This window comes from Mesorhizobium sp. CNPSo 4684 (genome assembly GCF_057784315.1).
The window spans coordinates 18,599-41,702 of record NZ_JBWLUX010000025.1 but is presented as its reverse complement, the minus strand read 5'-3'; the positions used below and the strand labels follow the sequence as shown (position 1 = coordinate 41,702).

Here is a 23,104-nt window from a genome sequence, read left to right as displayed (position 1 = left end):
GAACAAGAATTTTCGCGGTTTACGCCGGGACAGCCGACTTGACGGCAGACGCCGAAACGGCATCTCTAAACCTTTCTTAAGGCGATTATGCCATGACTGCGGTTCGTGCGACACCGCAGGCCATGCAAGAAAACAAAGCCGCAGAGATAGGTGAGGACGTCTATGCTGGGTTCGTGCGATCGTTGTTCAACGATCCGGGGATCCTGCTGATTGGCGCGTTTTGCCACGGCCTTATCGGTATTCTCGTTTTCTTTACCTCAGGGCACCCGGCCTATCTTGCACTGGCCGCACTTATGCTTGCGGCCGGCCTCTACCGTTATTACGGCATCCGCAAAGGCCTGCGCGTCGGCAGTTTCGAGACTTATGAACAGGCCAAGAAGTGGGAGCGCTACTACCTGGTTGGCGGCACCATCCAGGCTTTCTTCATGGGGCTTTTCTGCTTTACCTCAATTTATCTCATTCCCGATGTCTTCGGGGAAAGCGCTGCCATTGCCGTCATAATGGGCTCGACGGTGACCATCGTCGGCCGCAATTACGGCTCCAAGACCATGGTCGCGGTGCAGGCCTTCACGGTCGTGATGCCGATCGCGGTCGGGCTGATGCTCAAGGGCCATATCGGCGATTTCATCCTCGGCCTCTACATTGTGCCGTTCATCTTCATCATCACCCGCATGGCCAGCCACGTTCGCACGGTGCTGTTCAACGCCATTTCGGAGCGCAAGACGGCCGCCAGGCTCGCCGAGCGCTTCAACCGAGCGCTCAACACCATGTCGCATGGCCTGGTCATGCTCGGCCCCGACGGCAAGGTCGTCGTCGGCAATGCCGAAGCCGCGCATCTGATGTCGCTGCGCTCACCGGACCAGCTGCTCGGCCGGTCGATCCATTCCCTGCTGCTGCGCGGCGTCGCCGGCGGCATGCTGGCGCCCAAGGACTGCCGCTATGTCGAGGCGCAGCTGACACGCGCGCTGCGCGAGGGTCGCGACCGCAAGGTGCTGGTCTCCTTCTCCAATGGCCAGTACTTCGAGTTCTCGGCACGCGAAGGCAATCAGGACCTCGGCGTCATCACCTTCGAGGACGTCACCGCCCGCGTGGAGGCGGAAGAAAAGATCCGCTTCATGGCACGCTACGACAGCCTTACCGGCCTGCCAAATCGCGCCTATTTCCATGAGCTGGTCGGCGAAGCCATGGCGTCGGGCAGCCGCGACCGCCTGTGCGCGCTGGCGGTGATTGATCTCGACGATTTCAAGAGTGTCAACGACACGCTCGGCCATCCGGTTGGCGATGGGCTGATCTACGCCGTTGCCGAACGCCTGGCGGCCGTCGCCGGTCAAGGTGTCAATGTCAGCCGCTTCGGTGGCGACGAGTTCATGATCTTCTTCGACCGGGTCGAGGATGAAAGCCATCTGACCGGCCTGCTCGACCAGATTTTCGCCGATCTGCAGGGCGAGGTGGATGTCGCCGGCCACGGCCTGCGCATCCAGGCCAGCGCCGGCGCTGTGCTGTCCAAGGTGGAGGACACGGATGTCGACGCCATGATCGTCAAGGCCGATCTGGCGCTCTACAAGGCCAAGGAGCTCGGCAAGAACAACTGGCGGCTGTTCGAGGCCGCGATGGATGCGGCGTTCCGCAACCGCCAGCTGATGAAGGCGGACCTGCGCACCGCCGTTGAAGGCAAGGCGCTGCGGGTGGTCTATCAGCCGATCGTGGCGATGAGCACCATGCGCATAGCCAGTTGCGAGGCGCTGTGCCGCTGGGATCATCCCGATCTCGGGCCAGTTTCGCCCAGCGTCTTCATTCCGCTGGCCGAAGAAATGGGCATCATTTCCGAGATCAGCACGTTCGTGCTCGAGGCGGCGTGCGTCGAATGCGCCAAATGGCCCGGCCAGACCAGCGTCTCGGTCAACCTTTCGGCCAAGGATTTCCGCAACCGCGACGTCGTCCAGAAGGTGCGCGATGCGCTCGCCAGTTCGGGGCTCGCCGCCGGCCGCCTCGAGATCGAAGTCACCGAAACCGCGCTGCTCGACGACAAGTCGCTGACGCGCCAGTATATCGAGGAGATGAAGCAGCTTGGCGTGCGCATTGCGCTCGACGATTTCGGCACCGGCTATTCGAGCCTGAGCTATCTCCACAAGCTGCCGCTCGACAAGATCAAAATCGACCGTTCGTTCCTGATGGACGTGACCCAGAACAAGCGTTCGCTTGACCTGTTGAAGGGCGTTGTCGACCTGACCCGGGTGCTCGGGCTGACCGTCACCATCGAAGGCGTGGAAACCTTCGAGCAGCTCAAGATCCTGGTGCATTCGGTGAAGCCGGATCTCGTCCAGGGCTTCCTGTTCGGCGCGGCACTGAGCGCGTCGGGCATCGAGACCATGTCTAATGTGACCTGGCCTTTCGCCGCGGAATTGCGGCCGGTGGCAAAACTCGCAAAACCCTGAATTTGTCGCGATTAAATTGCGCTTGAAACGCCGCTTTAAAAGGCGTTGTATTGTCTAGGCGTTAACCAATCGTTAAGGTTAATGTTCGGTAAACGGAGACGATTTAAGTTTCATCTTCTTGTTCCTTCGGTCGTCCGGTATTGTTCTCGTGCGGCGGTGGTACGAGGGGAAGTAATGGACACGCATCAGTCAAGCCTGCCTTCGGGTGCGGCAGGCAAATCCCAGCCGATTTCCCTGTTCGCACGCAATGTGCTCGACGTTCTGGAGCGCATCGAATACCGGCGCTGCGAAAGCGGCGAGGATCTCGAAGCAGTCTACCGGCTGCGCTACAAGGCTTTTCACACGCACGGCCTGCTTGACACCATCGTCGAACAAAAGCTCGCCGATCATCTTGACGAGGCGCGCAATTGCTACTGCTTCGGCGTCTTCATGGACGGCGAGCTCGTCAGCACCGTCCGGCTCCATCACCTGACCCGCGAGGCCCCTGAAGCGCCGATCATGACGGTTTTCGGCGACCGGCTGCTGCTGCGGCTGGCGCGCGGCGAAACCTTCATCGACCCGAGCCGGCTGGCGATCGATCCGCAAATGTCGTCGGCCAACCGGGCCTTGCCCTATGTCACGCTGCGGCTCGCGGTCATCGCCAACACCTTCTTCAACGCCACCAGCTGCATTTCGATGATCCGCGAAGAGCACACGGCGTTCTACCATCGCATCTTCGGCTCGGTGCAGGTCGGCGAGCCGCGCCTCTATCCGCCTTTCACCATGCCGATCTTCTTCTATGAATCGATCTGCGAGCAGAACATGGCGCCGACGCTGCAACGCTTTCCCTTCTTCCAGTCGACTGCGCTGGAGCGGCGTATGCTGTTTGCCAAGGCGCCTGTCGGCGAGCTCGCGCCGCTGACCATCCTGCCCACAGCCAAATATTTCCGCGAAGCTGCGTAACGCTGACAAAGCACGCGAAATATAGCACGTTGCTTCTGGAGCTTTCCCGCGGCTTCGGCGTTCTGGATGACGCGGCGCCTGACGCGTCCATCGAAAGGGAAACCGACATGACCACCCACTCGCTTGCGCTCACCCCCCTGATCTCGCTGATCGCCGGCGTGCTGATCCTGGTGATGCCGCGGCTCCTCAACTACATCGTCGCCCTTTACCTGATCGTCGTCGGACTGCTCGGCCTGTTCCCGCATCTGGCCGGCTGAAATCCTCAACCTTCGACTGAGGCCGGCGCGAAGCCCGGATAGCCGGCTTTCAACATTCCTTTGAGGCTGTTGTCACCGGTCGTGCGGCAATAGCGCCATTGCTCTTGGCCCGGCTTTTCGCTATGTGCCTCAAAGATGTCTTCGAAGGGGTATTCCTATGGCTGATCACACGCCGACCGGTCCTGTCGAACTGGGCGCGAAGATGGATTATGCGGAGCACGACCGCACCTATCACGGCTTTCTGGCGCTGGCCAAATACGGTTCGCTATTTTGCGGCGCCCTGCTCCTGGCCATGGCTTTCGGCTTCTTCGCAGGTGGCTTCTTCTCGGCGGTCATCTTGTTCGCGCTGATCCTGGCCGTCGGCGCCTTCATTCTCCGATAGACTTTCAGACCCTTTGCCGGAAGGCGGCCGGACTCCGGCCGCCATGTTGCGCAAACAGGTTCCAGCCGAAAGGATCATGCGGTGGGGCAGACGGTTTTCATCCCTCGTGAACTCGACGCCAACGAGCCGCGTGTTGCTGCTTCGCCCGACACGGTGAAGCGACTTGCGGCGTTGGGGTTGGACGTCATCGTCGAGACCGGCGCCGGCACCAGGTCGCGCATTCCCGACGAGGAATTTGCCAAGGCAGGTGCCGCGATCGGCAAGGCTGCGGATGCCGGCAAAGCCGATGTGGTGCTGAAGGTGCGCCGGCCGACGGATGCCGAGCTGAAGGGCTACAAATCGGGTGCGGCGGTCATCGCCATCATGGATCCCTACGGCAACGATGCCGCTGTAGCGGCTCTGGCCAAGGCCGGCGTCACCGCCTTCTCGATGGAATTCATGCCGCGCATCACCCGCGCCCAGTCAATGGACGTGTTGTCCAGCCAAGCCAATCTTGCCGGCTACCAGGCGGTGATCGACGGCGCATCGGAATATGACCGGGCGCTGCCGATGATGATGACGGCGGCTGGTACGGTGCCGGCGGCTAAGATCTTCATCATGGGCGTCGGCGTCGCCGGCCTGCAGGCGATCGCCACCGCGCGCCGCCTCGGCGCCGTCGTCACCGCCACCGACGTTCGTCCCGCCGCCAAGGAACAGGTGGCATCGCTCGGCGCCAAGTTCCTCGCCGTCGAGGACGAGGAGTTCAAGGCGGCCGAGACGGCAGGCGGCTACGCCAAGGAGATGTCGAAGGAATATCAGGCCAAGCAGGCGGCGCTCACCGCCGAGCACATCGCCAAGCAGGACATCGTCATCACCACCGCGCTGATCCCCGGCCGTCCGGCGCCGAAACTGGTATCGGCAGCGATGGTCGCCTCGATGAAGCCGGGCTCGGTGATCGTCGACCTCGCCGTCGAGCGCGGCGGCAATGTTGAAGGCGCGGTCCCAGGTCAGGTGGTGACCACGGCCAACAATGTGAAGATCGTCGGACACCTCAATGTGCCCGGCCGCGTCGCTGCGTCGGCCTCGCTGCTTTACGCCCGCAACCTGTTCGCTTTCGTGGAAACACTGGTCGACAAGACAACGAAGACGCTCGCCATCAACCGCGACGATGACCTGGTCAAGGCGACGATGCTGACCGATGGCGGCAAGGTCGTGCATCCGGCCTTCGCCAAGGCGCCGGAAAAGCCGCATGTCGAGCCAGCGGCCATTTCGGCGACAACCATGGTTGCCGACGCCGCGCCAAAGAAGGCCGCGCCGAAAAAAGCCGCCAAGCCGAAGGGGATCGCGTGATGGATCAGACCTTGCAGAAAGCCCTCGACCAGCTTGATCAAGCAAGTGCCGCCGTCCGGCTCGCGGTGCAGAATCTGGCCAATGCCCCCGGCGGTGCCGAAGCGGCGGGTGATGCCGCGCACGCCCTGTCGGGTGGCGCCATCGATCCCTTCGTCTTCCGCTTCGCCATCTTCGTGCTGGCGATCTTCGTCGGCTATTACGTTGTCTGGTCGGTGACCCCGGCACTGCACACGCCGCTGATGGCCGTCACCAACGCCATCTCCTCGGTCATCGTCGTCGGCGCGCTGCTGGCCGTCGGCATCTCGGCCTCGGGCATTGCCACCGGCTTCGGCTTCGTCGCGCTGATGCTGGTCTCGGTCAACATCTTCGGCGGCTTCCTGGTCACCCAGCGCATGCTGGCCATGTACAAGAAGAAGGACAAGTAGAGCGCCATGAACGCCAACTTCGCGTCCTTCCTCTATCTGGTCTCCGGCGTCCTGTTCATCATGGCGCTGCGCGGCCTGTCGCATCCGACCACCAGCCGCCAGGGCAATCTGTACGGCATGATCGGCATGGGCATCGCCATTGCCACCACGCTGGCTCTGGCCGTGCCTTCGGCCGGCGGCTTCGGCCTGATCGTGCTTGGTCTGGCCATCGGCGGCGGCGTTGGCGCCGTCACCGCGCGCCGCATCGCCATGACCTCGATGCCGCAGCTGGTCGCCGCTTTCCACTCGCTGGTCGGCCTCGCCGCCGTCATGGTGGCCGCTGCCGCCATCTACGCACCGGAAAGCTTTGGCATCGGCACCAATGGCGACATCCACGCCCAGGCCCTGATCGAGATGAGCCTTGGCGTCGCCATCGGCGCCATCACCTTCACCGGTTCGGTCATTGCCTTCCTCAAGCTCGACGGCCGCATGTCGGGCAAGCCGATCATGATCGGCGGCCGTCACCTCATCAACGCCGTCCTCGGCGTCGCGCTGATCGTGCTGATCGTGCTTCTGGTCACCACCGAGGCGAAGCTGGTGTTCTGGCTGATCGTCGCCGCCTCGCTGCTGCTCGGCGTCCTGCTGATCATCCCGATCGGCGGCGCCGACATGCCGGTCGTTGTCTCGATGCTGAATTCCTATTCCGGCTGGGCAGCCGCCGCGCTTGGTTTCACCCTCGGCAATCTGGCGCTGATCATCACCGGCGCGCTGGTCGGCTCGTCCGGCGCGATCCTGTCCTACATCATGTGCAAAGGCATGAACCGATCGTTCATCTCGGTCATCCTCGGCGGCTTCGGCGGTGAAACGGCTGCGGCGGCCGATGACGGGATAGAGCGCACGGTCAAGCAGGGCTCGGCCGATGACGCCGCCTATTTGATGATGAACGCGCAGAAGGTCATCATCGTGCCGGGCTACGGCATGGCGGTCGCCCAGGCGCAGCATGCGCTGCGCGAAATGGCCGACAAGCTGAAGGCCAATGGCGTCGACGTGAAATACGCCATCCACCCGGTCGCCGGCCGGATGCCCGGCCACATGAACGTGCTGCTTGCCGAAGCCAACGTGCCCTACGACGAAGTGTTCGAGCTGGAAGACATCAATTCCGAGTTCGCGCAGGCCGATGTCGCCTATGTCATCGGCGCCAACGACGTCACCAATCCGTCGGCCCGTGACGACAAGAGCAGCCCTATCTACGGCATGCCGATCCTCGACGTCGACAAGGCGCGAACCTGCCTGTTCGTCAAGCGCTCGCTCGGCTCCGGCTATGCCGGCATCGACAACACGCTGTTCTACAAGGACGGCACCATGATGCTGCTCGGCGACGCCAAGAAGATGACCGAGGAAATCGTCAAGGCCATGGATCACTGATCCAGCCGATTCAGAAGGAAAAAAAAGCCCGGCCTTGGTGCGGCCGGGCTTTTGCCTTCAGTGGCGTAGCTGCTTCAGCGGTTGGCGATAAAAACCGCTTCCTGCTCGTCGCGTTGCCTGCCGCCCAGCGCTGCGGCAGCACTGGCGATGAAGGCGCCGATAACCAGCGATAGGGCGCCAAGCAGGGCAAAGGTGGCGCTGCCTTTCCTGGCGGTGTCGGCGGCCTGCTTTGCCTTGACCTTGGCGTCCTCGACCTTGGCCACAAGCGCGTCGACGCGTGCTTTGGCGTCGGCCTCCGAGAGACCGGTGCGGGCGGCGACCAGCTGCGACAGATAGGTCTTGTCGTCAGCCGAAATCCCGCCTGCCGCCGCACTGGCGATCAGGATGCGCGAGGCCTGTCCGACCGCTGCGGCGTCGCTGTCCGGATTGGCGGCCGCCAGCTTGGTGGCATCGGCGGGCCGGAACAACGAATCCACGAGATAGGACGTCGCATTGTCGGCCGATGCGCCAGCATTGGCGGATGCGCCGGCCGAAGCACCCATGGCGGCGCCCGACGCCACAGTCGAAGCCGCCTGCACACCTGACCCGATCACAGCAGAAAGCGCCGAACCGAGCACGCCGACGACCAGCAGCGTCGCCAGCGCCCAGGCGAGGAAGCCGTGCGCGGTGTCGCGGAAATAGACCTCGTCGGTGTGAACGCCGACCCATTTGGTCCGCAGGCGTCCGGCGAGGTAGCCGCCGACACCGGAGGACAGCCATTGCACGATGATGAGCCAGATCGCTCCGGACACCGCGAAGGTAGTCAGCGAGGCGCCGGTGCCGGACCATGGCGAGACCATGGTCAGCCCCAGCCCCGAGCCGAGCAGCATGAGGATGAAGGTCAGCGTCGAGGCCGCAAAAGCGCCGGCGATGATCGGTCCCCAGCTGACGGCCGTGGCGGAGGATTCTTCCGAAGCGGATAGGTCAATAGCCGATACGGTGGGCTGCATCGACGCCTCCTACCGCACGAACAGCATGATGAGAATGATGATCGGGATCGGAATACCGAGCAACCAGAGCAAAATACCGCGTCCCATGAAAGCCTCCTTGAGAAATCGTGATCGATGGTTTGACAATGTCTTGCGGCGACTTCCGTTCCGGCGGGCAATGAAATGATTTTGTTTGCCGGGAATGGAACTATTTGGCGCGTTGGCACGCGCCAAGACTGCAAAACTGTGGATTGGTTCACGGAGTTCCGCATCGGCTGCGGTGTATTGTTGGCTCGGGGAAGCATCCGGGGGTAGCATGGAAACAATCCCGTCCAGTCGACGGGATTGCCGTCAACGGAGACGTTGGTGCCCAAAGCTGTCGCCTCGCCGGTTTCCAAAAGAGCGCCGCACAAGCCCAGCCAGGCGGTGGTGATCGTACATGGCATGGGTGAGCAGCGGCCTATGGATACGCTGCGCGGCTTTGTCCACGCGGTCTGGAGCAGCGATCCCACCCGCGCTCCGCCTTACGCCCAGATCCCTGATCCCGACAATCCCAGCGCCACGATTAACCAGAGCTGGATCACGCCCGACAGCCGGACCAAGTCGCATGAGCTGCGCCGCATCACCACGCCCTACGATGTCGATGGCCGCCGCACCGATTTCTACGAACTCTATTGGGCCGACATCACGCAAGGCACGACGCGCGGACGGCTGGCCGCCTGGGTGACCAACCTGTTGTGGCGCAAGCCCGCCGATATTCCGCCTGACGCCCGCAAGCTCTATGTCGCCACGCTTTTGATCGTCATCCTCATTCTCGGCGCGGCACTGGTGCTGGCGACGTCGGTCTGGCAGCAGGCTGTGTCCGTGGCTACCGGCCTCGTGATCACCGCTCTCGCCTCTTTCATCATCTGGGCGGTCGACCAGTTCGCCCTGCCCTATTTCGGCGACGTCGCCGCCTATGTGCGCGCCGAGGCGGCAACGATCGAGAAGCGGGCGCTGATCCGCGACCGCGGCCTGACGCTGCTCAGGCGTCTGATGATGGACGACAGCTATGACCGGATCGTGCTGGTCTCGCACAGCCTGGGATCGATCATCGCCTATGATCTGCTGCAGATCTTGTGGGCCGAGTTCCGGCCGCGAAGGCTGGAAGCGGTCCGCGACAAGGCCAAACTGGCGGCGGTCGAGGCCGTCGACAATGCAACGCTCGGCTCTGATGGGTTAGCGTGGCCAAAGAACCTTGAAGACCTCGCGGGATTCCGGCGCGGCCAATGGGCGCTCTACCAGCAGCTTCGGACCAAGGATGCCGACCATCCGTTGCCGTGGAAGATCAGCGATTTCGTCACCCTTGGCAGCCCGCTCTCCCACAGCGAGTTCCTGGTGACCTACAATCTCGCTGAATTCAGGCGCGGCCTTGCCGAGCGGCTGTTTTCGGCTTGCCCACCGATTGCCGATAGCGGGCGGGCCGGAGGCACCGTGCTTTATCAGGAAGGTCACAGCGCTGCAGGCAAGGCGCAGCGCGCGGTGCATCATGGCGCGGTGTTTGCGGCAACGCGCTGGACCAACGTCTTCGATCGCGGCAATGGCTGGGCGACAGGCGATCCCATTTCGGGACCGATGACGGAAAATTTCGGCCCCGGCGTCGAGAATATCCAGGTCGAGCTGCACAGCGCGCTCGGCCGCCTCTTCACCCACACGCTCTATTGGTCATTGACGGCAACCGGCGGCGAGGTCGCCCCGCCGGCAGACGCCGCGCCGCGCTCGCATCTGCAAGTGCTGCGCGACGCCGTCGACCTTGGCCGCAAACTGGAACCGAGCTGAGCGGCGGTGTCGAGAGCGGTTCATCGGTGGAGATTGGCGGAAGCCTTCCCGACTTCGTCATCCTAGGATGACGAAGCGATAGCGAGGCGTCCGTCCTCAAATATCCAGATTGGCTACCGACAGCGCGTTGTCCTGGATGAATTCGCGCCGCGGTTCGACCTCGTCGCCCATCAGCCGCGAAAACAAGCTGTCAGCATCGGTCGCGTCATTGACCTTGACCTGCAGCAGCGAGCGCACATTCGGGTCGAGCGTGGTTTCCCATAGCTGCTCGGCGTTCATCTCGCCAAGGCCCTTGTAGCGCTGCATGGTCAGGCCCTTGCGGCCGGTCGCAAACACCGCGTTGAGCAGCGCCAGCGGCCCCGAAATGGTTTCGGAGACATCCTTGCGGCGCAGCACCGGCGGCTCGCCATAGACCTCTATGAGGCGCGGCGCATAGCGGTCGAGCTGGCGTGCGTCGGCCGAATTGATCAGCCCGGCGTCGAGCTGCGCGAATTCCTTGACGCTGCGCACCGTGCGCTCGAAGACATAGCCGCCGACGCCTTCATTGGAGGTCGACAGGCGGCCGGTCCAGCCGCGCTCGGTGTCCTCGGCGATGATGTCGAGACGCTGGGCGACGCGTTCGGCCATGGCGTTGGCGCGGCCAAGATCGTTGAGCACATCGGCATTGAGCGCGCCGGCAATCGCCGCCTGCTCGACCACGCCCCTGTTGTAGCGCGTGTGCAGACCGTTGATGAGCTGGCGCACCGCCAGCGCATCGTCGATGGACCCGCGCAGATCCTGCCCGGCCCGCGCCTCGCCGGAGGCGAGTGTCAGCGACGCCTCCTCCAGCCCGGAGCCGATCAGGAACTCCTCGAAAGCGCTTTCGTCCTTGATGTATTGCGAGCTTTTTCCGCGTGTCACTTTGTAGAGCGGCGGCTGGGCGATGTAGAGATGGCCGCGCTCAATCAGCTCCGGCATCTGCCGGAAGAAGAAGGTGAGCAGCAAGGTCCTGATATGAGCTCCGTCGACGTCGGCGTCGGTCATCAGGATGATCTTGTGGTAGCGCAATTTGTCGGCGTTGAACTCGTCCTTGCCGATCGAGGTGCCGAGCGCGGTGATCAGCGTGCCGATCATCTCGGAGCCGAGCATGCGGTCGAAGCGGGCACGCTCGACATTGAGGATCTTGCCGCGCAAAGGCAGGATCGCCTGGTTCTGGCGCGAACGGCCGCCCTTGGCCGAGCCGCCGGCCGAGTCACCCTCGACGATGAAGATTTCGGATTTCGCCGGGTCGCGTTCCTGGCAATCGGCCAGCTTGCCGGGCAGCGAGGTGACGCCGAGCGAACTCTTGCGGGTGATGTCGCGCGCCTTGCGCGCCGCCTCGCGCGCGGCGGCCGCCTGGATCACCTTGTCGATGACCACCTTGCCTTCGGTCGGGTGTTCTTCGAGCCAGGTGCCAAGCGCCTCGTTGACCAGGCCTTCGACCACCGGACGGACTTCTGAAGAAACGAGCTTGTCCTTGGTCTGCGAGGAGAATTTCGGGTCAGGAACCTTGACCGATAGCACCGCCGTCAGGCCTTCGCGGCAATCGTCGCCGATCAGCGCCACCTTTTCCTTCTTGGTCAGACCCGAGGACTCGCCATAGCCGGTGATCTGGCGCGTCAGCGCGCCACGAAAGCCGGCGAGATGGGTGCCGCCATCGCGCTGCGGGATGTTGTTGGTGAAGGCAAGCACATTCTCGTGGTAGCTGTCGTTCCACCACATCGCCACTTCGACGGTGATACCGTCGCGCTCGGCCTTGATGGCGATCGGCTTGTCGATCAGCGGTTTCTTGACCCGGTCGAGATATTTGACGAACTCTTCCAGCCCGCCATCATAGTGCAGCTCATGACGCACGAGATCGGCATGGCGGGCATCGGTCAAAATGATGCGCACGCCGGAATTCAGGAAGGCGAGTTCGCGCAGCCGGTGCTCCAGCGTGCCGAAGTCGAACTCGACCATGGTGAAGGTTTCTGACGACGGAAAGAAGGTGATTTCGGAGCCGCTGCGCCCTTCATAGGTGCCGGGCTGCTTGTTCTGCTTATAACTGCCGGTGGCCTTGAGCGGCGCGTCGGAATTGCCGTGCGTGAAGCTCATTTCGAAAATCTGGCCGTTGCGGCGGATTTTCAGCTTCAGCCAGGCCGAGAGCGCATTGACCACTGAGACGCCGACGCCATGCAGGCCGCCTGACACCTTGTAGGAATTCTGGTCGAATTTGCCGCCGGCATGCAGCTGCGTCATGATCACTTCGGCCGCCGAAATGCCTTCGCCGGTGTGGATATCGGTCGGAATGCCGCGGCCATTGTCGATAACGGTGACCGAACCGTCGGGATTGAGCGTCACCGTCACCAGGTCGGCATGGCCGGCCAGCGCCTCGTCGATGGCGTTGTCGACCACCTCATAGACCATGTGATGCAGGCCCGAGCCGTCGTCGGTGTCTCCGATATACATGCCCGGCCGCTTGCGGACAGCGTCCAACCCCTTCAAAACCTTGATGGAATCGGCGCCGTATTCGGCTTCGACGCCGTTGGTGTTCTCGGTCTGGTCGCTCATGAAAACCTGTTGTCTAGATGCCGCTTGTGCAGCGCGAAAAATCGACCCCGAATCGCGCCTCTGATATTGGTTAGATATAGGCGCTAAAGGCGGTTTTTCCAAGGTTTGCGGGGATTTCGGGGACCGAATCCCCAGCCGGCAGCCGGCTATTTTTTTCGGGCGTTGGAATGGGCCAGAAGGTTGCGCAAATATTTGATCATGAATTTGTCCCCGGGCGCCAGCCGTCCCGTACGGTCGAGCTCCAGCGTCAGCTTGAGCGCCTTGGTCAGCGCAGCCTTCGGATCCCTCGCCACATAGGCATAGGCGACGTAGGCGCGCGCCAGATCGATTTGCCAGATCGCATTGTCCGGATCGGCCTGGGCCAATTTCTGGGCAATGGCGAGGCTGGCTTCGAATGCCGCCTTGGAGCCCTCAAAGTGACGTCGGTCGGTTTCCAGATAGCCGATCTTCTGCAGGGTGATCGACATATCGCGCTGCCAGTTCGAATTGGCAGGATCGAGCCTGGCCAGCCGGTCGGCTATAGCAAGACTGTCCTGATAGTTTTGCAGAGCACCGCTGGCATCGCCCTGCTCTCTAAGCACCTCGGCGACCTGTTCGAGACACACAGACAGGTCGCGCTGCCAGTCCGTGTTGCCGGGATCGATGGCGGCAAGGTCGCGCGCCGTGGCCAGCGCCTGCTGGAAAGACTCCAGCGCGAGCGGCCAATCCTTCTGGTCGCTGTAAGCTTTGCCGATCTTGACGTAACCGACCGACAGGTCGCGCTTCAAATCGGTGTTGTTTGAGTCGCGCCGCACAAGCGCTTCGGCGATCACCTGGCTCTTGTTGTAGGCGTCGAGCGCACCGGCAGCGTCGCCACGCTCGCGCAGAACATCGCCGATTCTGGTGTAGCTGACGGAGACAGCGTGCTGGTGCCTGGGGTCATCGGGATTATTCTGCGCCAGCGCCAGCCGAATTCTCAGGCTCTCTTCGAACGCCGTCTGGGCGCCATCCAGCTGGCCGGCGGTGCGGGCAAGATCGCCGATTTCGTCATAGGTAATGGTCAGGTCGCGCAGCAAATAGACGCTGTTCGGCTCGGCATTGGCCAATTGCTGCTTGATGGCCAGGCTTTGCTGATAGGCCTGGGCTGCCGCACCCACATCACCTTGCGTCGCCAGCACATTGCCGATCTTGTCATTGGCCATGGCCAGATCGCCGAGCCAGTCTTTTTTGTCACGGGCCTTTGCGGTCAGATCCTGCAGCATGTCCCTGGCCGCCTCATAGTTTTGCAGAGAGGCCGACAGGTCGCCTTGCGCCATCTTTATGTTGGCGAGCTTGATATGGCCGATGGCGAGATCGCGTTTGACGCTGGGGTCGGTTTCCTGACGCGCCCGCTGCTCGAGATTGGCCAGCAGTGCGGTGAAGGCGCGGCCGGCTGCTTCGACATTGCCGACCGTCGTATAGAGGATACCGAGTTCTTCCAGCGTGCGGCTCTGCCGGTCGGCCTGTTCCAGGCTGAGCGAGGTCTGCCCGGCCTCGCCGTAGAGCGACAGCACCGTTTCATAGTCCTTGATGGCGGTGGCATAGTCGAGGCTGGCGCGTGCCGCGCCGCCTGACAGAAAGCGCGTCGCGGCCTCGGAAAGGGTGCGGCTGACGAATTTGGACTTCAATGTGTTGCGCGAGACATTGTCGATGTCGGCGGCCTTGGCAAGGATCACGCGTGCGCCATCGAAGGCGCCGAGCGACAACTGCTCTTCGGCCTGCCGGCGCAGCGCCGTCACCGTCGGATCATCGGCGGCCAGGGTCTTCATGTCGTCACGCACCTTGACGAAGGCGTCGGCGGCCTCGCGCAGCCGGGCGTCCAGGCTTTCGCCGGAGAGATGGCTGTTATCGGTGCTGATCAGCGCGCCATAGAGCGGCGCCAGCGGCATGTCGGCATCGCTGGCGACCCGTTCGACCGCGCCGCGCATCTCGGGCGTCACATCCGCCATGGCGAGCAGCAGCCGTTCGCGCTCCGGCAATTGCTCCTTGGCCGCCGAGGCAAAGAACAGCTTCGGCAGTCCGTTCTCGACATAGGGCAATTGCTTGCCGCGGCTGAGGTCATAGACCTCCTGCTGCACCAGCGTCAGCACCGAGCGTATCTCAAGCCCTTCGGTACCGAGATATTTGGTCAGCGCCGCTGTAAAGGGCGAATTCGCGCCGGTTCCGTCGGCGGCCGTCTCGCCGGGCGCGGCCGAGAAGGCGAACAGGATGTTTTCCGCCTTGCCGATGCGCCCGAGACCCGGCTTGACCTTGTCCACCAGATCCTTGATCAGCGATGTCGCGCCGCGCCCGTCGCCGCTGGTCCCGGAGAACGGATCGCTGCGGCAGGCATCGAGCACGATCAGCCCGACCTTGGCAGTGGCTGCAACCGCATCGCGCACCTCTTCCAGCGGCAGGCTGGTCTTTTCCAGCTGGTCGAGCGAAGAGGCATCGGCGTCGACCGGCAACAGCCGGTTGTCGCCGGAGATTTCGACGCCATGGCCGGAAAAATACACCAGCGCCACATCGGCGCCCTTGGCGTCCTCGCGAAAATCGTCCAACGCACGGCGCATGCGCCTGAGGTCGCGGTTGGTTTCGAGGACGACTTCGAAGCCAAGCTTTTTCAGCGCCGCTTCCATCGCCTCGCCGTCATTGACCGGATTGGAGAGCTTCCGCACCAGCCGATAGTCGTCATCGGCAATGACCAGCGCCACGCGCCGCTCCGCCGCAGCGATAGCGGTCGTCGCAAGCATCAGCAGCAAGGCAAACAAAAACCGCAAGTCGAACCGCCCCCCGGCTCAGTCACCTGCCGACCATTCCATCTCTTTATGGCATGAGCAAGCCGGGGCCGAATACCGGCTGCTTTACGCAGCCCGCATCGGCTTCAGCGCCTCGCTCCAGCGCGACAGCTCATCCAGCATGGCTTTGGTTCCGCCCTGCACCTGCTCGCTGGCCTTGAAGGAGCCGTCGCTCTCCAGCAGTTTCTGGTACAGCGGCAGCGCGACGCCTTCGGGGATCGGCATGATGCCGACCGAGGTCAGCAGCGGCTTCAGCGCCTGCGCGGCGCGCAGGCCGCCGGAGACGCCGCCATAGCTGAAAACGGCGGCTGGCTTGTATTTCCATTCGCGGAGCAGGTAGTCGATGGCGTTGACGATCGCCGGCGCAACGAAATAATTGTACTCCGGCGCCACGAACACAAAGGCGTCGGCGGCATCGATGGCCTTCGACCAGGCTTTGGTGTGGTCGTTCTGATAATTGCCAAGCCTCGGGTGATGCGGTTCGTCCAGAACCGGCAGGTGGAATGCGGCAATGTCGGTCAGCACCGGTTCGAATTTGCCGTGTTCGCGCGCAAAACCCTCCAGCCAGTGGGCGAAGACCGGCCCGGCGCGGCCGGGCCGCGTGCTGCCGATGATGATGTTCAGCTGGTGCTTCAAGGCGGGCTCTCCTGGGCGGTTGGCAGTATCTGTTGGTGACTGTCACCTACTGCAGAGTGCCCTGCTGGACAAGGCGCAGCCGTTTCACAGGCGGTCACGATCCGATGAACAGGCTGTCAGTCGAAGCATGCCCGCGATGCAGGGTTCCGGTCTGCCCTTCGGTCACATGGACGCCCCGATTGCCAGCCACTACATTGAGGCATCAGCGGAGTACCTCATGGACACGCAGCCCGTCCCCTTCGTGCCGCCGGCGCCCAAGCCGCGCACGACGCCGCCTTCGACGCTGGAGATGATGCGGATCGTTTATCGCAATCCGCTCGAATTGTGGGGCGAGCACACCTACAACGAACCCTGGATTTCGGCGAATGGCGTCGGCGGGCATCTGATCGTCGCCAACGATCCCGGCCTCATCAAACACGTGCTGATCGACAACGCCAAGAACTACAAGATGGCGACGGTGCGCCAGATGATCTTGCGCCCGATCCTGCGCGACGGCCTGCTGACCGCCGAGGGCGAGGTGTGGAAACGCTCGCGCAAGGCGATGGCGCCGGTGTTCACGCCGCGCCACATCTTCGGCTTTGCCGAGCCGATGCTGCGGCGCACGATGCAGTTCGTCACCCGTTACGAGAGTGGCGGCATGTCCGATATCGCCCACGACATGACGCTGCTCACCTACGATATCCTGGCCGAAACGCTGTTTTCCGACGAGATTTCGGGCGAGCCCGGCAGTTTCGCGCAGGAGATCGACCGCCTGTTCGAGACCATGGGCCGCGTCGATCCGCTGGATCTGTTGCGCGCGCCCGAATGGCTGCCGCGGCTGACCCGCATCCGCGGCCGCAAGACCATGGCGTACTTCCGCAAGATCGTAACCGATACGGTCAAGATGCGCGAGGAACGGCTGAAGCGCGACCCCGACACCGCGCCGCAGGATTTCCTGACGCTTCTGCTCAGGGCCGAAGGCCCGGACGGGCTGACGCGCGCCGAGGTCGAGGACAACATCATCACCTTCATCGGCGCCGGCCACGAGACGACCGCGCGGGCGCTCGGCTGGACGCTTTACTGCCTTGCCGAAGCGCCGTGGGAGCGCGAAAAAATCGAGCGCGAGATCGATGCGGTGCTGGCGCGCGAGCCCGATCCGACGAAGTGGCTGGACGCCATGCCCTTCACCCGCGCCGCCTTCGAGGAGGCGCTGCGGCTCTATCCACCGGCACCGTCGATCAACCGCGAGCCCATCGAGACGGAGACCTGGAACGACCTGGTGCTGCCCAAGCGCGCCGCCGTGCTGGTGATGCCCTGGGTCGTGCACCGGCACAGAAAATTGTGGGACAGGCCCGACGCCTTCATGCCCGAGCGCTTCCATCCGGGAAACCGCGAGAAGATCGACCGCTTCCAATATCTGCCTTTCGGCGCCGGTCCGCGCATCTGCATCGGCGCCAGCTTCGCCATGCAGGAGGCGATCATTGCGCTCGCCATCATGCTGTCGCGCTTCCGCTTCGATGTGACGGCCGAAACCAAACCGTGGCCGGTGCAGAAATTGACGACGCAGCCGCAGGGCGGCCTGCCGATGCAGGTGACGCGGCGCGTTTAGGGCGTGACGCCTTAGTTACGCGATGCCTGCGGGCTTGCGCTGGAACTGGCCGGCGGCGCGGAAACGCCAGAGGTAGCTCGGTAGGATGCTGCCAATCGACTGCGGCTGGATATCGAGGCCGGCAAGCGTCCTGTTGGCCTTGATCGCCGCCTCCGAGACGATGTTGTGCTGGCGCAGCTGCAGCACCTGGTCCTTGGTCAAAGGCGGATTGGGCAACAGGCCGAGGATCGAGGCCTGCAGGTTGGCCACCCACCACGGCACCGGCACCAGGAGCCGCTTGCGTTCGATGACGGTCAGCAGCTCTTCCATGCACTCCTTGAAGGTGAGCACCTGCGGCCCGCCGAGCTCGTAGATCTGGCCGCCCTTGATCTTGCCTTCGACCGAACGCGCCACCGCCTCGGCGACATCGCCGACATAGACCGGCTGGAACTTGGTCTGGCCGCCGCCGATCAGCGGCAGCACCGGCGAATAGCGCGCCATGTCGGCGAAACGGTTGAAGAAGCTGTCTTCCGGTCCGAAATTGATCGAGGGACGGAAGATGACGGCGTCGGGAACGGTCTCCAGCACAGCCTTTTCACCGAGCGCCTTGGTTCGGGCATAGTCGGACTCGGCGTTGAGGTCGGCGCCAAGCGCCGAAATGTGGGTGAGCCCGGCACCGACCGAGCGCGCGGCCTCGGCAACGGCGCGGGCCCCGAACTCGTGCAAGGTGTTGAATTTCTGCCGGCCGCTCTCATGCAGGACGGCGACCAGGTTGATGACGTGGTCGGCGCCCTGGACGGCGCGGTCGACCGACCAACGCACGCGCACATTGGCCTGCACCGGCTGGATCTGGCCGACATTGCCGAGCGGCTGCAGATGGCCCGCGAGATCGGGCCGACGCACCGGAACCCGGATGCGGTAGCCGCGCTTGGCCAGCGCCCGCACGATGTGACGGCCGACAAAACCGGAGCCGCCGAAGACGACCACGAGCTTGGGGATTTGCAGGATTTCGGTCATGGCTGGCTCCGGCGCTCGAAAGCTTGGCTGAAGCCGTTTCATAGTCCGTTTTGGCTCAAAGGCAAAGGGTGACGCGTCGTCGCTGCCACCCTCCTTTCTGAGCAATTCCAGGAAAAGTGTGAAGCGGTTTTCCGTCCGGAATTGCGTCTAAGTAAAGCACCTTTCAGAACGCCTTGCCGATGCGAGCGTCGACCGATTGGCGGTTGCCGCCGCGGATGACGAAGAACAGCAGGATCGCCGCCCAAAGAAGCGACTTTTCGGCGCCGGAAAACCCCTGGCCGACCGTGATCCAGTGGAACCAGACGGTGACCAGAAGCACGAACATACCGGCAAAGGCGGCCGGACGGGTCAACAGGCCGATGGCGATCAAAATGCCGCCGAAGAATTCGGTGCAGGACAAAAGCAGGGACCAGAACGCACCGGGATAGAAGCCGAGACCTTCGACCATTTCGGCGGCGCCGAAAGGGTTGGTGATCTTCTGCGAGCCGTGGATGGTGAGAAACCCACCGGCGATGACGCGAAGCAGGGTTTCCACGCCGTCATGCAGCGACGAATACAGGCGGCCAAACGCCGGGATGATCAGTCTCTCGCGGGAAGCGTCGGTGGTTACGGACATCGTAGCTCCTGTTGTGATGACCCCTTGCAAACGCCCGATGGTCCCCGGCAAGTCAAGTTAACAAAAGTTAACTTTCAACGTCATGTTTAGCGCGGCTGGCATGAGACGCAGAAAACCCCGCCGAAGCGGGGTTTTCCGGGTGACGCAACGGTCGAGACAGGGCTCGAGGCGGCTGACCTGAGACGGCAAACGCCCGCCCCGGCCCTAAACGCATCCGACAGAAGACACCGACCGGGCAAACCCGACCCGGCAGCTATTGGTCGCCGCGATCGGCAGAAAGGTTCAGCAGGGCGCGGAAAAATTCGCTGTCGCAGGACTGCTTCAGCTCGAATAGCGTTCGGCGAATTCGGAAATGCGCTGCACCACGGCCTTGGGGGCGTTGATGCCGCGGGCCTGCGCCTTTTCCGCCGCTTCGGCGCGGGCTCGGCCCGGCACGTGGACGCCGAAGCGCCGCCGCAGCCGGTCGAGCTGGTCCTTCATGCGCTGCTCGAAATCCGGATCGAGCAGTTTTGGCTCGACAGCGAGCACGAACAGGCCGGTTCCCGGGCTGTCCGGTCCGCCGGTGAACCATGGCGCGTCGAGCGACCAGTTGGCGCCCGACAGGCCGGCCGCCAGGACTTCGACCATGAGCGCGATGTTGGCGCCGCGCTGGCCGCCGAAGGCGAGCATGGCGCCCTTCATGGCGGCAGCCGGATCGGTGGTCGGATTGCCGCTGGCGTCCAGCGCCCAGCCTTCGGGGATCTTCTTGCCGTCCTCGGCCGCCTTGCGGATGTTGACGAAGGCGGTGGCGCTCGACGACTGGTCGATGACCAGCGGCGCGCCATCGGCGGCGGGCGCGGCAAACGACATCGGATTGGTGCAATAGACCGGCTTGACCGAGCCCGAGCCGGCCAGCACCGCCGGCCCGTTGGTGGCGGCGAAGGAGACCAGACCCATCTGGGCGAGACGTCCGGTGAAATAGCCGAGCGCGCCACACGTATAGGCGTTCTTCTGCGAAAAGATGGCGACGCCGAACAGCTTTGCCGCCTTGGCGAGGTCGTCGATGGTGCGGTCGAAGCCGGTATGCGCCAGGCCGCCGCGTGCATCGGAAAGATAGACGGCGAGCGCCGGCCGGGTGATCACCGGGTCGGCATTGCCGTCGATTCGGCCGGCTTCCAGCGCTTCGAGGTAATCGATGAAATGGGTCAGCCCGACGGTCGACAGCCCTTCCGCCTCGGCGGCGATGATCGAGGCAGTGAGCGACTGCGCCGCCTCTTCATTGGCGCCGGCGCCAAGAGCTGCCATCCGGCAAAGCCCGGTTGCCTGGTCGAGAGAGAGTTGCATGGTGCGGACCCGATTGGTGGTGAGTGAGTAGGGAGTAGTCAGTACGGAGTAGCGAAAGCAAGCCGTTTCGCGGTCATATGCTGACTACTCACTACTGCCTACTCACTATTCCCTAACCCACCTTGTTCGGAATCCGCGCCTCGATCTTGCTGAACGCAAACACCAGAATACCGGTGATCGTCATGTAGATCAGCGCCAGGAGCAGCAAGGGCTCGTAGGTCAGGTAAGTGTCCTGCCGCACCTTGGACGAGACGGCGAAGATGTCGATGACGCTGATCGTCGCCACCAGCGGCGTCGACTTCAGCTGCAGCACGGTTTCGCCGGTCAGCGTCGGCAGCGCCCGGTAGATGGCCTGCGGCAGCCAGATGCGGCGGAAAATCTTCCAGCGGCTCATGCCGAAGGCGCGGGCGGCTTCGATCTGCCCCTTGGGCACGCCGGCAAAGGCGCCGCGCATCACTTCGCCCTCATAGCCGGCGAAGGACAAGGTCAGCGCCAGCACGCCGTAAGGCCAGGCTTGCCTGAGATACGGCCACATCCAGGATTCGCGGATCCACGGATATTGCGGAAACAGCGAGCCCAGCCCGTAATAGAGCAGCCAGAGCTGGATCAGCAGCGGCGTGCCGCGGATGACGGTGCAGAATGTCTTGGCCGGTGCGGAAAACCAGAACGGGCCGGCGGCCTGCGCCAGCCCGAGCGGCACGGCGAGCAGGAAACCGAGAAAGCAGGTGACAGCGAGGATCCACAGCGAACGCCAGATGCCCAGCAATCCCATTTCATAATATTGCGGCAGCCAGTCCCAGCGCATGAAGAAGGCCGCACCGAGAACCAGTGCGATCGCGACCAGGATCAGCACGATGCGATGCGGCTGCAACCATAGCGACGTTCGGGCCGCAACATTGATGATGGCCGCTTCTCCCGCCATCAGCGCGCATCCTTGAGCGAAGGCATGCCGCGCCGCGACCAGGCCTCGACGCGGCCGATGAGCAGGTTGGAGACCAGCGACAAGATGAGATAGAGCACGCCCGCGGCGAAAAAGAAGGTGAAATAGGCCTTGGTGACGCCCGCGGCCTGCCGCGTTGCCAGCGCCAGCTCGTAGAAGCCGACGACTGCCAGAAGGGCCGTGTCCTTGGTGGCAATGAGCCAGAGATTGGCGAGGCCCGGTATGGCGAAGGGCAGCATCGCCGGCAGCGTTATGCGCCGCAGCATGAGGCCGGGCGACATGCCGTAGGCGCGGGCCGCTTCGATCTGGCCCTGTGGAATGGCCAGGATCGCACCGCGGATCACCTCGGTCGAATAGGCGCCCTGGACAAAGCCAAGCACGGCGATGCCTGCCGCAAGGCCGCTGATATCGACCCGCTGATAGCCCATGGCGGTCAGCGCCTGGTTGATCAGGTCCGTTCCGGCATAATAGAGCAGAAGGATCAGCACCAGTTCGGGTACGGCGCGCACCACGGTCGTGTAGACGGCGAGCAGGTCGCGCACGACCGGGCCGCCATAGAGCTTACCGAAGGCGCCGCCGGTGCCGATCAGAAGACCGAGGACCGTGGCGCCCAGCGCGATCTCGATCGAATGGAGCAGTCCAAGCAACAGCGTGCCGCCCCAGCCTGGCGGGTAGGGCGAAAGAAGCTCGATGATGCCGGCCGCCGAGGCCGAAAGAAGTGCGTCGATCAGCGTCGCCCCCGGATTGCTGGCTCTAACCGCCAACGGCAGCGCCGGCGGCAAGCATGTCTGGGAAAGATCGGGCAGGAAGGCATGGCGCTAAGCACCATGCCCCCTAGCTCATGCAGGGATCGTCAGTTCGACTGCGCGCCGCCGCCACCGTAAATGTCGAAATCGAAGTACTTCTTCGAGATCTCGTCATATTTGCCGTTGGCGCGGATCGCCTTGATGCCGGCGTTGATCTTGCCCTTCAGCTCGGTGTCTTCCTTGCGCACGCCGGCGCCGACGCCCGGTCCGAGCACTTCGTCGTCGGGAGCCACCATGCCCTTCAGGTCGCAGCAGGCCTTGCCCTGGTCCGACTTCAGGAATTCGCCGAGCGCGATGGAATCGGCCTGCACCGCGTCGAGGCGGCCGGCGGCAAGATCGTTGTTGGCTTCATCCTGGGTCTGGTATTCCTTGATCTCGGCTGCCCCAGTGAAGTGCTTCTTGGCGTAGACGGCATGCACGGTCGAAACCTGGACGCCGACGACCTTGCCCTTGAGGTCGTCCGGCGTGGCACCGAATTTCTGGTCCTTCGGGCCGATGATGGCGGTCGGCGTGTTATAGTACTTGTCCGAGAAGTCGATCGTCTTCTCGCGTTCGGCGGTGATCGACATAGAGGAGACGATGAGGTCGATCTTCTTGGTCGTCAGCGCCGGGATGATGCCGTCCCAGGCGACAGGCGTGATGACGCAGTCGAGCTTCTCCTCGGCGCAGACGGCGTCGATGAAGTCGATTTCCCAGCCGACCCATTTGCCTGAGGCATCCGGCGAGGTGAAGGGCGGATAGGGCTCGGCGGCGACGCCGATCTTGACCGGATCGGCCTTGGCCACGCCCATGGCAGCGACGCCGAGCAGCAGCGCTGCGGCGAAGGTCTTCAGAACAGTCTTCATAGTCACGACTCCCAGTTTGTTGTTGGTTCCC

General features: G+C 63.3%; 20 protein-coding genes. 9 read left to right on the top strand and 11 right to left on the bottom strand.

All coding sequences use genetic code 11. The features are described 5' to 3' along the window. The first annotated feature begins 122 nt into the window (after positions 1-122). From AC04SG_RS22495 to AC04SG_RS22465, 7 genes are all read left to right on the top strand, one after another. Positions 123-2,435 (top strand): putative bifunctional diguanylate cyclase/phosphodiesterase, encoded by a 2,313-nt coding sequence (locus AC04SG_RS22495; RefSeq protein WP_488552876.1) that lies wholly within the window; start codon positions 123-125, stop codon positions 2,433-2,435. Between the two features lie 174 nt (positions 2,436-2,609). After that, positions 2,610-3,377 (top strand): N-acyl amino acid synthase FeeM domain-containing protein, encoded by a 768-nt coding sequence (locus AC04SG_RS22490; protein WP_488552840.1) that lies wholly within the window; start codon positions 2,610-2,612, stop codon positions 3,375-3,377. Positions 3,378-3,484: 107 nt separating this feature from the next. Further along, complete coding sequence (locus tag AC04SG_RS22485) at positions 3,485-3,634, top strand: DUF3096 domain-containing protein (protein ID WP_488552839.1); 150 nt, start codon at positions 3,485-3,487, stop codon at positions 3,632-3,634. Positions 3,635-3,791: 157 nt separating this feature from the next. Continuing rightward, positions 3,792-4,016, top strand: a complete 225-nt coding sequence (locus AC04SG_RS22480; protein ID WP_488552838.1) for an aa3-type cytochrome c oxidase subunit IV — start codon at positions 3,792-3,794, stop codon at positions 4,014-4,016. Between the two features lie 81 nt (positions 4,017-4,097). After that, a complete protein-coding gene (locus AC04SG_RS22475; RefSeq protein WP_488552837.1) occupies positions 4,098-5,345 on the top strand; it encodes a Re/Si-specific NAD(P)(+) transhydrogenase subunit alpha in 1,248 nt (415 codons plus the stop codon). Further along, positions 5,345-5,770 carry a proton-translocating transhydrogenase family protein gene (locus AC04SG_RS22470; protein ID WP_435053189.1) on the top strand — a complete coding sequence of 142 codons (426 nt, stop codon included), beginning with the start codon at positions 5,345-5,347 and terminating at the stop codon, positions 5,768-5,770. Before AC04SG_RS22475 ends, AC04SG_RS22470 begins: the two co-directional genes overlap by 1 nt. A 6-nt stretch (positions 5,771-5,776) precedes the next feature. Next, a complete protein-coding gene (locus tag AC04SG_RS22465; protein ID WP_488552836.1) occupies positions 5,777-7,174 on the top strand; it encodes an NAD(P)(+) transhydrogenase (Re/Si-specific) subunit beta in 1,398 nt (465 codons plus the stop codon). Between the two features lie 74 nt (positions 7,175-7,248). On the opposite strand, the gene AC04SG_RS22460 is transcribed toward AC04SG_RS22465, so the two are convergent. Continuing rightward, positions 7,249-8,163: a hypothetical protein gene (locus AC04SG_RS22460; RefSeq protein WP_488552835.1), complete on the bottom strand. Its 915-nt coding sequence runs from the start codon at positions 8,161-8,163 to the stop codon at positions 7,249-7,251. Positions 8,164-8,172: 9 nt separating this feature from the next. Beyond that, entirely contained in the window at positions 8,173-8,460 is a 288-nt protein-coding gene (locus AC04SG_RS22455) for a hypothetical protein (RefSeq protein ID WP_352582502.1), read from the bottom strand. Positions 8,461-8,508: 48 nt separating this feature from the next. On the opposite strand from AC04SG_RS22455, the gene AC04SG_RS22450 reads away from it, so the two are divergent. Then, positions 8,509-9,960 (top strand): hypothetical protein, encoded by a 1,452-nt coding sequence (locus tag AC04SG_RS22450; RefSeq protein ID WP_488552834.1) that lies wholly within the window; start codon positions 8,509-8,511, stop codon positions 9,958-9,960. Positions 9,961-10,056: 96 nt separating this feature from the next. On the opposite strand, the gene gyrB is transcribed toward AC04SG_RS22450, so the two are convergent. The 3 genes from gyrB to AC04SG_RS22435 all read right to left on the bottom strand — a co-directional run bounded on the left by gyrB (position 10,057) and on the right by AC04SG_RS22435 (position 15,959). Then, positions 10,057-12,528 (bottom strand): DNA topoisomerase (ATP-hydrolyzing) subunit B, encoded by a 2,472-nt coding sequence (gene gyrB / locus AC04SG_RS22445; protein ID WP_488552833.1) that lies wholly within the window; start codon positions 12,526-12,528, stop codon positions 10,057-10,059. Between the two features lie 146 nt (positions 12,529-12,674). Further along, positions 12,675-15,305: a caspase family protein gene (locus tag AC04SG_RS22440; protein ID WP_488552832.1), complete on the bottom strand. Its 2,631-nt coding sequence runs from the start codon at positions 15,303-15,305 to the stop codon at positions 12,675-12,677. 84 nt (positions 15,306-15,389) lie between these two features. Next, positions 15,390-15,959: an NADPH-dependent FMN reductase gene (locus AC04SG_RS22435; protein ID WP_488552831.1), complete on the bottom strand. Its 570-nt coding sequence runs from the start codon at positions 15,957-15,959 to the stop codon at positions 15,390-15,392. A 217-nt stretch (positions 15,960-16,176) separates the two neighbouring features. Here AC04SG_RS22435 and AC04SG_RS22430 point away from each other — a divergent pair, with 217 nt between their 5' ends. After that, positions 16,177-17,547 (top strand): cytochrome P450, encoded by a 1,371-nt coding sequence (locus AC04SG_RS22430; protein ID WP_488552830.1) that lies wholly within the window; start codon positions 16,177-16,179, stop codon positions 17,545-17,547. A 15-nt stretch (positions 17,548-17,562) separates the two neighbouring features. On the opposite strand, the gene AC04SG_RS22425 is transcribed toward AC04SG_RS22430, so the two are convergent. The 6 genes from AC04SG_RS22425 to AC04SG_RS22400 all read right to left on the bottom strand — a co-directional run bounded on the left by AC04SG_RS22425 (position 17,563) and on the right by AC04SG_RS22400 (position 23,073). Then, on the bottom strand, positions 17,563-18,543 hold the full coding sequence (locus AC04SG_RS22425) for a complex I NDUFA9 subunit family protein (protein ID WP_488552829.1): 981 nt from the start codon (positions 18,541-18,543) through the stop codon (positions 17,563-17,565). 163 nt (positions 18,544-18,706) lie between these two features. Next, entirely contained in the window at positions 18,707-19,159 is a 453-nt protein-coding gene (locus tag AC04SG_RS22420) for a DoxX family protein (protein WP_488552828.1), read from the bottom strand. 321 nt (positions 19,160-19,480) lie between these two features. Further along, positions 19,481-20,482 (bottom strand): Ldh family oxidoreductase, encoded by a 1,002-nt coding sequence (locus AC04SG_RS22415; protein WP_192255113.1) that lies wholly within the window; start codon positions 20,480-20,482, stop codon positions 19,481-19,483. A 112-nt stretch (positions 20,483-20,594) separates the two neighbouring features. Then, positions 20,595-21,404, bottom strand: a complete 810-nt coding sequence (locus tag AC04SG_RS22410) for an ABC transporter permease (protein WP_488552827.1) — start codon at positions 21,402-21,404, stop codon at positions 20,595-20,597. Then, a complete protein-coding gene (locus AC04SG_RS22405; RefSeq protein ID WP_312887792.1) occupies positions 21,404-22,117 on the bottom strand; it encodes an ABC transporter permease in 714 nt (237 codons plus the stop codon). The genes AC04SG_RS22410 and AC04SG_RS22405 overlap by 1 nt, the downstream gene beginning before the upstream one ends. A gap of 158 nt (positions 22,118-22,275) precedes the next feature. Beyond that, positions 22,276-23,073: a transporter substrate-binding domain-containing protein gene (locus tag AC04SG_RS22400; protein WP_488552826.1), complete on the bottom strand. Its 798-nt coding sequence runs from the start codon at positions 23,071-23,073 to the stop codon at positions 22,276-22,278. Between the last annotated feature and the right edge of the window lie 31 nt (positions 23,074-23,104).